Consider the following 13866-nt stretch of genomic DNA (forward strand, 5'->3'; position numbering starts at 1 on the left):
GGTCTACATTGCGCCAGATGTCTCTGGTGCGCGCGGCCTAGGCGGCCCCGCGCACCCTACGCGGTGTCGGCCGCCGCCGTAGGGTGCGCCGTGCGCACCATCGATTTTTGCAATAGCCGACGAGAACGCCATGACCAGTACCCTGCCCGACCTGAAACTGCTGCGCATTTTCGTCAGTGTGGTGCGTCACCAGGGTTTCGCCGCGGCGCAGCAGGAGCTGAACCTGTCGACCTCGGCGATCAGCACCTATATGAGCCAACTGGAAGGCCAGCTCGGCCTGAGCCTCTGCCATCGCGGACGCGGCGGTTTCAGCCTGACCAGCAAGGGCGAACTGTTCCACCAGGAATGCCTGCGCCTGCTCGGTGAGCTGGAAGGTTTCGAGCGCTACTCAGCGGCGCTCAAGGGCGAGTTGCGCGGCACGCTGAACCTCGGTGTGCTGGATTCGACCGTCAGCGATCCGGCCCTGCCGCTGGCCGAGGTGATCGGCGCCTACAGCCAGGAACACCCGGCCGTGCACCTGCACCTGTCGGTGATGAGCCCCTACGAGTTGCAACTGGCGGTGCTGGACAACCGCCTGGACCTGGCCATCGGCGCCTTCTCCACGCGGATGAACGGCCTGGTCTACCAACCGCTGTACCGCGAGCAGCACTGGTTGTACTGCAGCGAGCGCCATTCGCTGTTCGGCGAGCGGCGCATCCCCGAGGAGGTGATCGCCCAGCAACGCATGGTCGGTCGCGGCTACTGGAGCCAGGCCGAACTGGCGCGGCATGGTTTCAAGCACAGCGCAGCGACGGTGGAGTCGATGGAAGCGCAGCTGATCCTGGTGCTGTCCGGCGCCTATATTGGCTACCTGCCGGAACACTACGCCCAGCCCTGGGTGGAGCAGGGCCGCTTGCGTGTATTGCTGCCGGCGACCTTCGGTTATCAGGCGCCGTTTTCCCTGATCCTGCGCCGTGGACGCTCGCGCGAGCCATTGATCCAGACCTTCAGGGACTTGCTGAAGGCGCAACTCAGCGCTCGCTGAGGCAGGGCCTGGCGCCGGAGCCGATTTTGCTTAATGTCGCGGTGGCATGTTGCTTTCACTGTGCTAGACCTAAGCGTTATGAGTGTGGGCAGACTGAATTTATCAACGACAGGGATTGCATGCGATGCGCCAGAATCTTCCGGTGACACAGCGGGAAAGAACCTTCGCCGCACACGAACGACTGATTTCAACCACCGACCTCAACAGCAACGTCACCTATTGCAACGATGCTTTCGTCGCCATCAGCGGTTTCACCCGGGAAGAGCTGATCGGCAAGCCGCACAACCAGGTGCGCCACCCCGATATGCCGCCAACGGTATTTGCCCATATGTGGGAAACCATCAAGCAGGGCAAACCCTGGATGGGCATAGTCAAGAACCGTGCGAAAAACGGTGACTTCTACTGGGTAAGCGCCTATGTCACGCCGATTTATGAAGGCGGTCGGATGTCCGGCTACGAGTCGGTTCGCACCTTGCCCAGCGAGGCGCAGAAGCGCCGGGCCGAGGCGCTCTATGCAAGGTTGAGGGCCGGCAAGCCAGCGATCCCGGCGCTCGAATCCTGGACTTATGGCCTGGTCCGCTCCTGGCCACTGATTCTCGCTGGTCTGGCGATTCTGGGGGCGCATTGGCTGGTCGAAGGCCCCTGGTTGCTGGCCTTCATTGCGGCAACCCTGTTTGCCTTGGGCGTCTATCAGCTGTCCAGCAGTCGCCAGTCGATTCAGCAAACCCTGGCCGAACACCCCAAAGCCTTCACCAGCAGCCTGGTGGCCTTGACCTATAGCGACAACCGTGGCGCCCAGGCTCTGCTGGATATGGCGATGATCAGTGAAGAGGCGCGCCTGCAGACGGCGCTTACCCGCCTGGAAGATGCCGGCATCAACGTCAAGAAACATGCGGCGCAATCGGCGCAGCTGTCGCGTTCCGGCGCCGAGATGCTCGATCAGCAGCGCAGCGAGGCCGACCAGTCGGCCACCGCGATCAACCAGATGGCCGCGACCATTCAGGAGGTCACGCACAACGTGCAGAACACCTCCCATGCGGCCGAAGAAGCCGATGGGCTGGCCAAGCAAGGCCTGCAACTGGCCGCAGACAGCCTGCTGTCGATGCAGCATATGGCCAAGTCGGTGGTCGATATCGGCCAAGCGGTAAATGACCTGGCCAGCTCGACCCAGTCGATCGGCAGTGTGGCCGATGTGATCACCTCGATTGCCGAACAGACCAACCTGCTCGCGCTCAATGCCGCCATCGAAGCGGCGCGTGCGGGTGAACAGGGGCGTGGTTTCGCCGTGGTAGCCGACGAGGTGCGGGCACTGGCCGCGCGTACTCGCGAGTCGACCGAGCAAATTCACCAGATCATTGCTTCCCTGCGAGCCGGTGCCGAACGGGCGGTGGTTACCGCCGGCAGGGGCGAGGAGATCTCGCGCGCGAGTGTACAGAGCGTCGAAGCGGTGCGTTCGGCGCTGGATGGCATCAGCGCGTCGGTCAGCCGTATCTCCGGCATGAGTCAGCAGATGGCCACCGCCTCCGAGGAGCAAAGCCACGTCGCAGAAGACATCAGCCGGCAGATCACCCGGATTGCCCAACTGTCCGACCAGAGCGCCGGGCAGGCGCATCAGGGTGCAACCGTCGGCAAGGAGTTGGAGCAGATGGCTGACTACCTGCACAGCCTGGCCGAGCGGTTCAATCGCTAACAGCAGGCTGCTCATCTGTAAGGGTCGGCAGTCAGGCAATTCTGTTCATAGAGGCCAGGTGAGCAGCATTTTTGTAGCCCGGATGAAATCCGGTGAAACCTCGCGCCGGCACCCTGCCACGGCTTGCACCCGGGTTACGTGTAGGACACTGCCCCAGAACGGCTGCAATCCCTTAGGTGAATAGCATCGCGGCAAGGAGATCGTTTGACTCTGGTGACTACTTCATTGAGCACGCTGGCATCGCGCAAATCACCTTTTGATATGCCCGGGCAAGTGGCGTGAGGTCGGGCGTGTGGCAAACTGTTGGGCCAAGGAGATGCCGATGTCACGCCCCCATTGCCCGCGCTGTTGCCGCCCGCTAGACCGCTGTTTATGTGCGCTGATCCCGCAGTTGCCGAGCCGCACCCGGCTGCTGATTCTGCAGCACCCGAGCGAGGTCAGGCATGCGCTGAATACCGCGCGTTTGGCGGCGCTGGGTTTGAGCAACGCCGAGCTGCGCGTTGGCGAGCGGTTCGAGGACTTGCCGGCGCTGTTGGCGCAGCCCGGTTATCGGGCCTGTTTGCTGTTTCCCGGGGAAGAGGCGCAACCCTTGGCGCAGTTCGCGGCGCAACTGGACGAGTTGCCGGCGCTGTTGGTAGTGCCCGATGGCACCTGGCGCAAGGCGCGCAAACTGCTGCATTGCAATCCGCTGCTGGCGGCGTTGCCGCGGGTCACGCTCGCGCCCGGACTGCAGTCGCGTTATCGCTTGCGCAAGGCGCCGATGCCGGGGGCTTTGTCGACTATCGAGGCGGTTGTCTGTGCGCTGGATATCCTGGAGGCACCGGCGCAATTCGAGGCGCTGCTCAAGCCGTTCGAAGCCCTGATCGACGGGCAGATCGCCGCCATGGGCGAGCAGACCTACCTGCGCAACCACAGTGATAGCGCACAGTCTCAGAGGTTGTGAAAAAATCGAGCGCCGCAACGGGCGTTTGGAGGCGGCCGCAGTAGGCGAGAGTTTTTTCACAAGCTCTCAGTCTTAATCAGTGGATTGACGCCTACAGGTTCTCGTAGGAGCCAGCTTGCTGGCGATCCGCGAATATCGCCGAGACGCCGGACCGCAGCAAACTGGCTCCTACAGCCTTAGCCGACTACAAAAGCGCTGCTTGCGGCTCTCCACGAGTCACTTCTAGCGCTCGCGCAACGCCTCGCTGCGGGCCTTGAGCACTGGTTTGAGCAGGTAGTCCAGCACGCTTTTTTCGCCGGTGATGATGCCCACGGTAGCGACCATGCCGGGGATGATCAGCAGGGGGTGCGCGTCGCTGCCCAGGTGATTCTTGTCGGTGCGGACCTGGATCAGATAGAAGCTGCGGCCGTCCTTGTCGACTATGGTGTCGGCGCTGATCAATTCCAGGTTGGCTTTGAGTCCGCCATAGATGGTGTAGTCGTAGGCGTTGAACTTGACCATGGCTTTCTGCCCCGGATGCAGGAAGGCCACATCCTGGGGGCGTACCCGGGCTTCGATCAGCAGGTTGTCTTCCAGCGGCACGATTTCCAGCATGTCGCTGCCCGGCTGGACGACGCCGCCGATGGTGTTGATCTTCAGCTGTTTGATGATGCCCTTGACCGGGGATATCACCGTGGTGCGGCTGACCCGGTCCTGGATCGCAACACTTGAGGCGGTGATTTTCTGCCATTGGGTGCGCGCTTCGTTGAGGTCCTTGAAGGCCTCAGCGCGGAACGCCAGCTCGGATTGCTCGATCCGGCTTTGCATCTCGTTGGCGGCGGCCTCCGCCCGTGGCAGGGCCAGGGTGGTGGCATCCAGGGCGCCACGGACCTCGACGATGCTGCGACGCAGGCGCAGCACCTCCACGGCGGAGATCGCCCCGGCCGCTACCAGTGGCGTGGACATGTTCAATTCCTGCTGGATCAGCGCCAGGCTGGAACGGTACTGCTGCTGCTTGGAGCGGAACTCGGCTTGTTCCTGTTGCTTCTGAATCAACTGCTCGCGCAGGGTGCGCTGCTCGCTGTGCAAGCGTTGCTGGCGCGATTCATAGAGCGCGCGCTCATCCTCCGCCAGTTGCGGCGCTTGCTGGATGATCTCCTGCGACAACGCCAGCGGTTTGCCCTCGGCCTCGGCAGTCAAGCGTTCTATCTGCGCGAGCAAGGCCAGGCGGTCGACCTCCGATTCCTCCTGGTTGGAGCGAAACCGGGTGCTGTCCAGGCGCAACAGGGTGTCGCCCTTGTTCACCACCTGGCCCTCGCGCACGAAGATTTCCGCGACTATGCCGCCTTCCAGGTTCTGGATCGTCTGGATCTTGCTGGAGGGGATCGCCTTGCCTTCGCCGGTGGTGACCTCCTCCAGTACCGCATAGTTGGCCCAGGTCAGCGCCACGATCAACAGCAGGCCGGCGATCCACACGGTAAAGCGGGCGATCCTGGGTGAGTTTTCGAGTATCGCGCCTTCGAGCTCCGGCATGTACTCGGTGTCCTGCTTGCTGCGGCCGATGCCGGCAACGTAAATCCAGAGCTTATGCAGCATGGTTCGGCTCCAGATAGGCGAGTGAGTCGTGGAGGGGCGTCAGGTTCATATGGCCGCCGGACCGATTTTGCCTTTGCGTAGCGCCTCGATGACCGCGGCCTTGGGGCCGTCGGCCACCACATGGCCGTTGTCCAGCACGATCAGCCGTTCCACCAGGCTGAGCATCGACATGCGATGGGTGATCAGCAGCAGCGTCTTGCCCTGGGACCAGGTCAGCAGGTGGCTGCGCAGGGCCTCCTCGCTGCTGTTGTCCATGGCGCTGGTGGGTTCGTCGAGCAGCAGGATCGGTGGGTCGAGCAGCAACGCCCGGGCCATCTGCACCAGTTGGCGTTGGCCGCCCGAGAGCAGTTGGCCGCGTTCGCCAACCGGCCGGTCGAAGCCCTGTGGATGCTGGCGTGCCAGCTCCAGGGCACCGGTCAGCTGGGCGACCTCGAGCATGCGTTCGTCGCTGATGTAGTGGGCGCCCAGGGTCAGGTTGTCGCGCAGGCTGCCCGTCAACAGCGGCATGTCATGGGAGACATAGCCGATCTGGCTGCGCAGGTCGGCGACATCGATCTGCCGCAGCTCCAGCCCGTCGAACATGATCTGCCCTTCGCTCGGGGTGTACAGGCCCATGAGCAGGCGCGCCAGGGTGCTCTTGCCCGAGCCGCTGCGGCCGATGATCGCGACTCGCTCGCCGGGCGCTATATGCAAGCTGATGTTGCGCAGCGAGGGGCTGCTGAGGCCGGGGTAGGTGAAGCTGAGCTGCTGGATATCCAGTGCGCCATTGAGGTGGCTGCGCTCCAGTGGGCGCTGGTGTTCCGGACGTTCCTGCGGCAGGGCCATCAGTGCGTCGGTGCTTTTCATGGTCAGGCGCGCCTGCTGCAAGCGGGTGATCAGGCTGGCGATCTGCCCGAGCGGCGAGAGCACCCGGCTGCCGAGCATGTAGCAGGCGACCAGGGCGCCGACACTGAGATCGCCGGCGATGATGCTGTACACCCCGGCGACGATTATCGACATGCCGGACAACTGCTGGAGGAACAGGGTGCCGTTGATCGCCACTGCCGAAAGCAGGCGGGCGTGGCTGTCCAGGCGGGTGAGGGCGCCGTGGGTGGTCTCCCAACGATGCTGGCGCTCGCTTTCGGCGCCTGAGACTTTCAGGGTTTCCAGGCCGCCGAGGGTTTCGATCAGCAGGGCCTGACGCTCTGCGGCCAGGCTCAGGCTCTTCTGGACGGTGTCGCGCAGGCGCGTCTGAATGATGAAGGCGAACAGGGCAGTAAGCGGGAAGGCGAGCAGGGGGATCAGCACCAGCCAGCCACCGATCAGGCCGATGACCATGATGATCAGCAGTGCGAAGGGCAGGTCGATCAGGCTGGTCAGGGTCACGGCGGTGAGGAAGTCGCGCAGGCCCTGGAAGTCGTGAATGCTCTGGGCAAAGCCGCCGACGGTCGCGGGCCGGGCGCTCATGGTCATGCCGGTAATGCGCTCGAACAGGGTGGCGGACAGCACCATGTCGGTCTTCTTGCCGGCGGTATCCAGCAGAAAGGCGCGGGTTATCCGCAGCAGCAGCTCGAACGAGGTGCCGATAAGCAGACCGATGGCCAATACCCAGAGCGTGGCGGTGGCCTGGTTGGGCACCACGCGGTCGTAGGTCTGCATGACGAACAGCGGCACCATCAGGCCAAGCGTGTTGACCAGAAAGGTCGCCAGCATTGCATCGGCATACAGCCCGCGGGACAGTTTGAGGGTGTCGCGGAACCAGGCATGCACCCGCGGAATCAGCGGGTTGCGTGCCTCTTCCAGCTCATGGCGCGGGCGGGCGAAGAAGGCTTCGCCGCTGTAGGCTTCGCTCAGCGCCTCGCCGGACAGCCATTGCTCGCCGCCATCGCAATCGCTGGGCAGAATCAGCGCCTTGCCATCCTCGCCCCATTTGCTCAGTACCGCGCAACGCCCCTGTTTGAGTAACAGCAGCACCGGCAGGTTGAGCGGGGAAATCGACGACAACGTGCGTTTCAGTACGCGCCCTTGCAGGCCCGCCCGTGCCGCTGCGCGGGGCAGCAAGGCACGGGTGAGAAGCTGCTCGGGCATCGGCAAGCCTGCGCTCAAGCTGCCTCGACTGGCGATATGGTCGTGCTGTTTGCACAGTATCAGCAGGCCATCCAGCAGCGGATCGTCGTGGCTCAGCCTCGGGTCCGTTGAGGGTGCTGCCTGCTCCATAATCGTCAATTGCAGGCACTCCTGAGCAGAGGTTTCGATAGATAAAGCTAATCAAATTGGCTGATAAAAGGTGAAGGCGCGTTTATTCTCACTTGCCCCCACCAGTAAGCTTCCTTCACCCATTCCAGGCTACAGAAGCCTTGCCGTGTGATGTTGATGGCCCATTGCTGGCGCATGTTATCCCCCGTCAGGCGCTGCGTTCATTGACTTCGATCAGTGTCCTGGAATTTCCTCGACGTAATCTGCAGGTGTCTGAAGCAGGCAAGCCTGCGTTCTGTATTTGCCTACGTCACTTCGGATGACCTAAAAATCTAATAATAGATTTTATCTATTGATTATTGAATTTTGATATTGAAACGCCACTAAGCAAGAAAGCAGCACAAAAACCCTTTCAGGTGCTGCGCCATCAGGTGATTCGGAGAGAGATATGGCCACGTTGATCGGAACCGTCAGGCAAGTTGTGGGTGAAGTATTTGCGGTTGCTGAGGATGGCGGGCGCCGCCCCCTCTCCGCGGGCGACGCTGTATTCGCCGGTGAGCGGATCCTCACCGACAATGGCGCTGCGGTCGGTATCGACCTGATCCAGGGTGGTGAGCTCACGCTTGGCCGCGAGACCGATTTCCTGCTAACCGAACAGCTGCTGGCTGACGCCCAGGGCGGCGAGGCGGCAGTGCCGACGGCAGCGGCGCTGGCGGATGTGGAAGCGCTGCAAAGAGCCATCGAAGCCGGGGAGGATCCGACCCTGAACGCGCCTGCTCCTGCCGCGGGGCCAGCTGCAACGGGTGCTGGTGCAGCGGGCGGTGGTCATTCGTTCGTGATGCTCGACGCGGTCGGCGGGGCTTTGGAACCGGTGATTGGCTTCCCTACACAAGGGTTGGGCGGTGTGCCCGAGTTTCCCCAGCCAGAACCGGCTGCAGCGCTCGAAACACCCGAGCAACCGTCCATCGATGGCGTGCCCATTGCCGCCGACGACGCCAACAGCCTGAGCGAGGACACGCCCAGCGTGCTCGGCAATGTCTTGAGCAACGACATCCCCGGTCTGGACGGCGGGATCCGCGTGGTTACCACCGGAACCACTGCGGGAACCTATGGCCAGCTGACGCTCAACGCCGATGGCAGTTTCAGCTATGTACTGAATACCGGCCTGGCCGTGGTGCAGGGTCTGGACAACGGCGAGCAACTCAGTGAAACCTTCAGCTACACCCTGCAGGACGCCGACGGCGATCCGTCCACGGCGCAGCTGAGCATCACCATCACCGGCAGCAACGACACGCCGAGCCTGAGCGTGATCGGCGCCCAGGTGTTCGAAGCCGGCCTGGCCGCCGGCTCCGATGCCAGCGCCAGCAGCGAGTTCGCCAGCGGCACCTTCAGCTTTGGCGATATCGATGGCTTGGACGATCTGCAGAGCGTCAGCATCAACGGCACCACGGTGGCGCTGAGCAGCCTGGTCGGCAGCAGCTTCGCCGGCGCCCACGGCAGCCTGACGGTCACCGGCTACGATGCGCTGACCGGCATCGCCAGCTATCAGTACCAATTGACCAGCCCGACCACTGACCTGGCCGGTGTGGATGAAAGCGAAACTTTCAGCGTCAGCGTGTCGGACGGCACCAGCTCGGCCTCCGGCAGCCTGGTGATCGATATCGTCGACGACCTGCCTGATGCCGCCAACGACTCCTTCAGCCTCAGCGAAGATATCGCCAGCGTGATCGGCAACGTGCTGAGCAACGACACCAGCGGCGCGGACGTTAGCGCCAGCGTCAGCAGCACCGGCGACCAGGCCGGTAACTATGGCCAGCTGACGCTCAACGCCGACGGCAGCTTCAGCTATGTACTGAATACCGGCCTGGCCGCGGTGCAGGGTCTGGACAACGGCGAGCAGCTCAGTGAAACCTTCAGCTACACCCTGCAGGACGCCGACGGCGACCCGTCGACCGCACAACTGAGCATCACCATCACCGGCAGCAACGACGCGCCGAGCCTGAGCGTGATCGGCGCCCAGGTGTTCGAAGCCGGCCTGGCCGCTGGTTCCGATGCCAGTGCCAGCAATGAGTTCGCCAGCGGTACCTTCAGCCTCGGCGATGTCGATGGCTTGGACGATCTGCAGAGCGTCAGCATCAACGGCACCACGGTGGCGCTGAGCAGCCTGGTCGGTAGCAGCTTCGCCGGTGCCCACGGCAGCCTGACGGTCACCGGCTACGACGCGCTGACCGGCATCGCCAGCTATCAGTATCAATTGACCAGCCCGACCACTGACCTGGCCGGTGTGGATGAAAGCGAAACTTTCAGCGTCAGCGTGTCGGACGGCACCAGCTCGGCCTCCGGCAGCCTGGTGATCGATATCGTCGACGACCTGCCTGATGCCGCCAACGACGCCTTCAGCCTCAGCGAAGATATCGCCAGCGTGATCGGCAACGTCCTGAGCAACGACACCAGCGGTGCCGACCTCAGCGCCAGCGTCAGCAGCACCGGCGACCAGGCCGGTAACTATGGCCAGCTGACGCTCAACGCCGACGGCAGCTTCAGCTATGTACTGAATACCGGCCTGGCCGCGGTGCAGGGTCTGGACAACGGCGAGCAGCTCAGTGAAACCTTCAGCTACACCCTGCAGGACGCCGACGGCGATCCGTCGACCGCACAACTGAGCATCACCATCACCGGCAGCAACGACGCGCCGAGCCTGAGCGTGATCGGTGCCCAGGTGTTTGAAGCCGGCCTGGCCGCCGGCTCCGATGCCGGCGCCAGCAGTGAATTCGCCAGCGGCAGCTTTACCCTTGGCGATATCGATGGGTTGGACGATCTGCAGAGCGTCAGCATCAACGGCACCACGGTGGCGCTGAGCAGCCTGGTCGGTAGCAGCTTCGTCGGCGCCCACGGCAGCCTGACGGTCACCGGCTTCGATGCGCTGACCGGCATCGCCAGTTACCAATACCAGCTGGCCAGCCCGACCACTGACCTGGCCGGAACGGAGAGCGACAGCTTTAGTGTCAGCGTGTCGGACGGCACGGCTTCGGCCATCAGTAGTCTGGTGATTGGCGTCGTCGACGATATGCCATCGCTCGGCGCCTTCACCACGGCAATCATTTCCAACGAAATTGGCGCGGTTAACGGCACCTTTTCCGTGGTATCGGGCGCCGATGGTCTGAATGGCTTCGATATCAGCGGGCCAGCCATCACTGGGCTGAACTACACCACGGTCCATAACTACGATGGTACGGGTAACTTCCTGAGCTCCACCCTGACGGGCCTCACCTCGGGCAACCAGGCGGTGTTCAGCCTGACGGTGAACGCGAGCGGCACCTACGTGTTCAATCTGCTTCAGCCCGAAGCCGCCAGTGAGCTGACCTATTCCCTGAGCAACCTTGCGCCGGGGCACGTGCCAGGTTTCGCCGAAACGGCCGATGGCCTGATCGAGTTCAGCAGTCCGGGTGCGGTCAACTCATCCACCCAGGGCTTCGGCATCAACAATCAGTTCTTCGAGCGCAACGAGCAGTTCACCATGGAGTTTCATGCCGTCGGCGCGCCGGGGGCCGACAACGCCCCAGCGACCGATGTGCGTCTGGTCGATCGGGTGGTATTGGTTAACGATCAGGTCAATGGTGAGCTGACCGTGCGCTGGACCGCGACCAATAGCCAGACCGGTGAAAGTCGTAGCGGAACCCTGACCGTCACCGGGACGATGGCGGAGACGGTGATAGATCCCGATATCAGCTTCAACCAGCTACAGCTCGAGGGGATTGCCGGTAACGGCAGAGTGCGTTTCGCCACCACCACCATCAGTACTCTGCTGCTGCCAGAAGATCAGAGCCTGGCGTTCGACATAGTGGCGCAGGATGGCGATGGCGATTTCAGTGTTTCCTCGACCCTGAACGTGCAGGTGGTCGCGGAGGACTCGACGACCAGCTTCGTTCTTGAGGGAACGGCGGGCGATGATGTGATCGCGGCGAGCAGCCTGACCGACATCATCGACGGCAATGCCGGCTTCGATATCGTCGATTATGGCGACGACGCGGCGGGGATTGCCGCCAGCCTGGCGGCAGGCGTCGGACTTTCGGGAATGGCGCTGGGCGATAGTTACAGCGCAATCGAAGGGTTGATGGGCGGCTCGGGCAACGATCAACTGGCCGGAGACGACCAGGCCAACTACCTGGCGGGCGATGCCGGCAACGACATGCTGCAAGGCGGTGCGGGTGGTGACGTGCTGCTGGGCGGTCTCGGTGATGATGTGCTGTCTGGCGGGGAGGACGACGATGTATTGGTGGGCGACGCCGGTTCGGATCAATTGCTGGGCGGCGAGGGGGTCGATGTTGCCGACTACAGCGCCGATACGGCTGGAGTCAGCGTCAATCTGGAAACCGGCATTGGCGAGGGTGGACTGGCAGACGGCGATACCTACGATTCAATCGAAGGCATTCTCGGTGGCGCAGGCGATGACCAACTGAGCGGCGATACCCAGGCCAATTACCTCGAGGGTGGCGCGGGTGACGATATCCTCAGCGGCGGTGCTGGTGATGATGTCCTGATCGGTGGCTTGGGCGATGACACCATGAGCGGCGGTGAGGGGCGCGACAGCTTTGTCTGGAATGCCGGGGATACTGGTGGCAACGACACCATCAGCGATTTCTACATCGATCCGACGGGCGTCAACTCGGATGTTATCGATCTGTCTGAGCTGCTTTCCGGTGTGGATACGGACAGCGGTGGGCTGGATGGCTACCTGAACTTCGCCTTCGGTGAAAGCACGACCATTTCGATCAGCCTCACGCCGGGCGGCGAGTCGGTGCAGGACATCACGCTCAGCGGCCTGGACCTGTCCAGCTTCTACGGCACCAGCGACGAGGCGGCGGTGATCGCCAATCTGATCGACGACAACGCGCTCAAGGTCGATAACGCTTAATGGCCGCTCAGATGCAATCCGGGGGCGGCTTTGTAGGCGCTGGATTTCCCCGGATTGCGCTGCGCTTATCCAGCGCTGGGTGATTGTGTTCCTGTAATCCAGATGCAATCCGGGAGAGGTTCGGTAGGCGCAAGATTCCCCGGATTGCATCCGGGCTACAAAAGCACTGCTCCACCAGCCACTTCTAGCGCTCGCGCAACGCCTCGCTGCGGGCCTTTAACACGGGTTTGAGCAGGTAGTCCAGCACGCTTTTCTCGCCGGTGATGATGTCCACGGTGGCGATCATGCCGGGAATGATCAGCAAGGGATGCTCGTCGCTGCCCAGGTGGCTTTTATCGGTACGCAGCTGGATCAGGTAGAAGCTGTTGCCTTCCTCATCGGCGATGGTGTCGGCGCTGATCAGTTCCAGATTGGCCCTGAGTCCGCCATAGATGGTGTAGTCGTAGGCGCTGAACTTGATCATGGCCTTCTGCCCCGGATGGAGAAAGGCCACGTCCTGCGGGCGCACCTTGGCCTCTATCAGCAGATTGTCCTCCAGCGGCACGATTTCCAGCATGTCGCTGCCCGGCTGGACGACGCCGCCGATGGTGTTGATCTTCAGCTGTTTGATGATGCCGTTGACCGGAGACACCACCGTGGTACGGCTGACCCTGTCCTGAATGGCGGAACTGGTGGCGGTGATTTTCTTCAGTTCGGTGCGGGCATCATTGAGCTCCTTGAAGGCGTCGGAGCGAAAGCCCAGCTCGGACTCCTCGATCTTGCTCTTGATCTCGTTGACTGCCGCTTCCGCCCTGGGGATGGCCAGGGTCGTGGCGTCCAGTGAGCCGCGCACTTCGACTGCACTTCGGCGCAGGCGGAGTATTTCCACCTGAGAAATTGCCCCGGCGGCTACCAACGGTTGCGACATGTTCAGCTCTTGCTGAATCAGGCTCAGGCTGGAACGGTATTGCTGCGCCTTGGAGCGGAACTCCGCGAGCTCCTGGCTTTTTTGCAGCAGCTGTTCGCCAAGGGTCCGTTGTTCGCTGTGCAGGCGTTGTTGCCGCGAGCTGTAGAGTGCCAGCTCGTCCTCGGCCAGTTGCGCTGCCGTGCGGGTGATTTCTTCGGGCATGGCGATGGGGCGGCCTTCGGCTTCGGCGGTCAGTCGTTCGATGCGGGCAATCAGCGCCAGGCGGTCTGCTTCGGTCTCGCCCTTGTTCGAGAGAAAACGCGTGTCGTCGAGGCGCAGCAGGACATCGTCCTTGTTTACCAGTTGGCCTTCGCGCACGAATATCTCACTGACGATGCCGCCCTCGAGGTTCTGGATGACCTGGATCTTGCTCGAGGGAATCGCTTTGCCCTCGCCGGTGGTGACTTCTTCGAGCACGGCAAAATGGGCCCAGAGCAAGGCGGCGATCAGGCAGGCACAGACCACCCAGATGGTGATGCGCGACATCCAGGGCGAATCCTCGAGAATCGCCCCCTCGACTTCCGGCATGAACTCGGTGTCCTGCTTGCGCCTGCCCAGGCTGGCGATGTAGGCGAAGATGGCTCGATGCGCTTGCATA

General features: G+C 62.6%; 6 protein-coding genes and 2 pseudogenes. 5 read left to right on the forward strand and 3 right to left on the reverse strand.

Annotated features, from left to right (window positions below; genetic code table 11):
* Positions 1 to 130: 130 nt before the first annotated feature.
* The 4 genes and pseudogenes from G9C89_RS08630 to G9C89_RS08640 all read left to right on the forward strand — a co-directional run bounded on the left by G9C89_RS08630 (position 131) and on the right by G9C89_RS08640 (position 3657).
* Complete coding sequence (locus G9C89_RS08630; protein ID WP_172147450.1) at positions 131 to 1024, forward strand: LysR family transcriptional regulator; 894 nt, start codon at positions 131 to 133, stop codon at positions 1022 to 1024.
* A gap of 124 nt (positions 1025 to 1148) precedes the next feature.
* Positions 1149 to 1421, forward strand: a pseudogene (locus tag G9C89_RS25500) (PAS domain-containing protein); the annotation flags it as partial.
* Between the two features lie 324 nt (positions 1422 to 1745).
* A pseudogene (locus tag G9C89_RS25505) lies at positions 1746 to 2714 on the forward strand (methyl-accepting chemotaxis protein); the annotation flags it as partial.
* Positions 2715 to 3036: 322 nt separating this feature from the next.
* The gene (locus tag G9C89_RS08640) at positions 3037 to 3657 is read left to right on the forward strand and encodes a tRNA-uridine aminocarboxypropyltransferase (RefSeq protein ID WP_172147452.1); all 621 of its coding nucleotides are present in this window, start codon (positions 3037 to 3039) and stop codon (positions 3655 to 3657) included.
* A 222-nt stretch (positions 3658 to 3879) separates the two neighbouring features.
* On the opposite strand, the gene G9C89_RS08645 is transcribed toward G9C89_RS08640, so the two are convergent.
* A complete protein-coding gene (locus tag G9C89_RS08645; RefSeq protein WP_172147453.1) occupies positions 3880 to 5232 on the reverse strand; it encodes an HlyD family type I secretion periplasmic adaptor subunit in 1353 nt (450 codons plus the stop codon).
* A 45-nt stretch (positions 5233 to 5277) separates the two neighbouring features.
* A complete protein-coding gene (locus G9C89_RS08650) occupies positions 5278 to 7428 on the reverse strand; it encodes a type I secretion system permease/ATPase (protein WP_172147529.1) in 2151 nt (716 codons plus the stop codon).
* A 427-nt stretch (positions 7429 to 7855) separates the two neighbouring features.
* Between G9C89_RS08650 and G9C89_RS08655 the strand changes: the two genes are divergently transcribed.
* Positions 7856 to 12322 carry a retention module-containing protein gene (locus G9C89_RS08655; RefSeq protein WP_172147454.1) on the forward strand — a complete coding sequence of 1489 codons (4467 nt, stop codon included), beginning with the start codon at positions 7856 to 7858 and terminating at the stop codon, positions 12320 to 12322.
* A gap of 184 nt (positions 12323 to 12506) precedes the next feature.
* Here the strand turns inward: G9C89_RS08655 and G9C89_RS08660 are convergent, their stop codons facing one another.
* The gene (locus tag G9C89_RS08660) at positions 12507 to 13865 is read right to left on the reverse strand and encodes an HlyD family type I secretion periplasmic adaptor subunit (RefSeq protein ID WP_172147455.1); all 1359 of its coding nucleotides are present in this window, start codon (positions 13863 to 13865) and stop codon (positions 12507 to 12509) included.
* Position 13866 lies beyond the last annotated feature (1 nt).

Origin of the sequence: Pseudomonas tumuqii (assembly GCF_013184545.1) — a bacterium.
GTDB classification, from domain to species: Bacteria; Pseudomonadota; Gammaproteobacteria; order Pseudomonadales; family Pseudomonadaceae; genus Aquipseudomonas; species Aquipseudomonas tumuqii.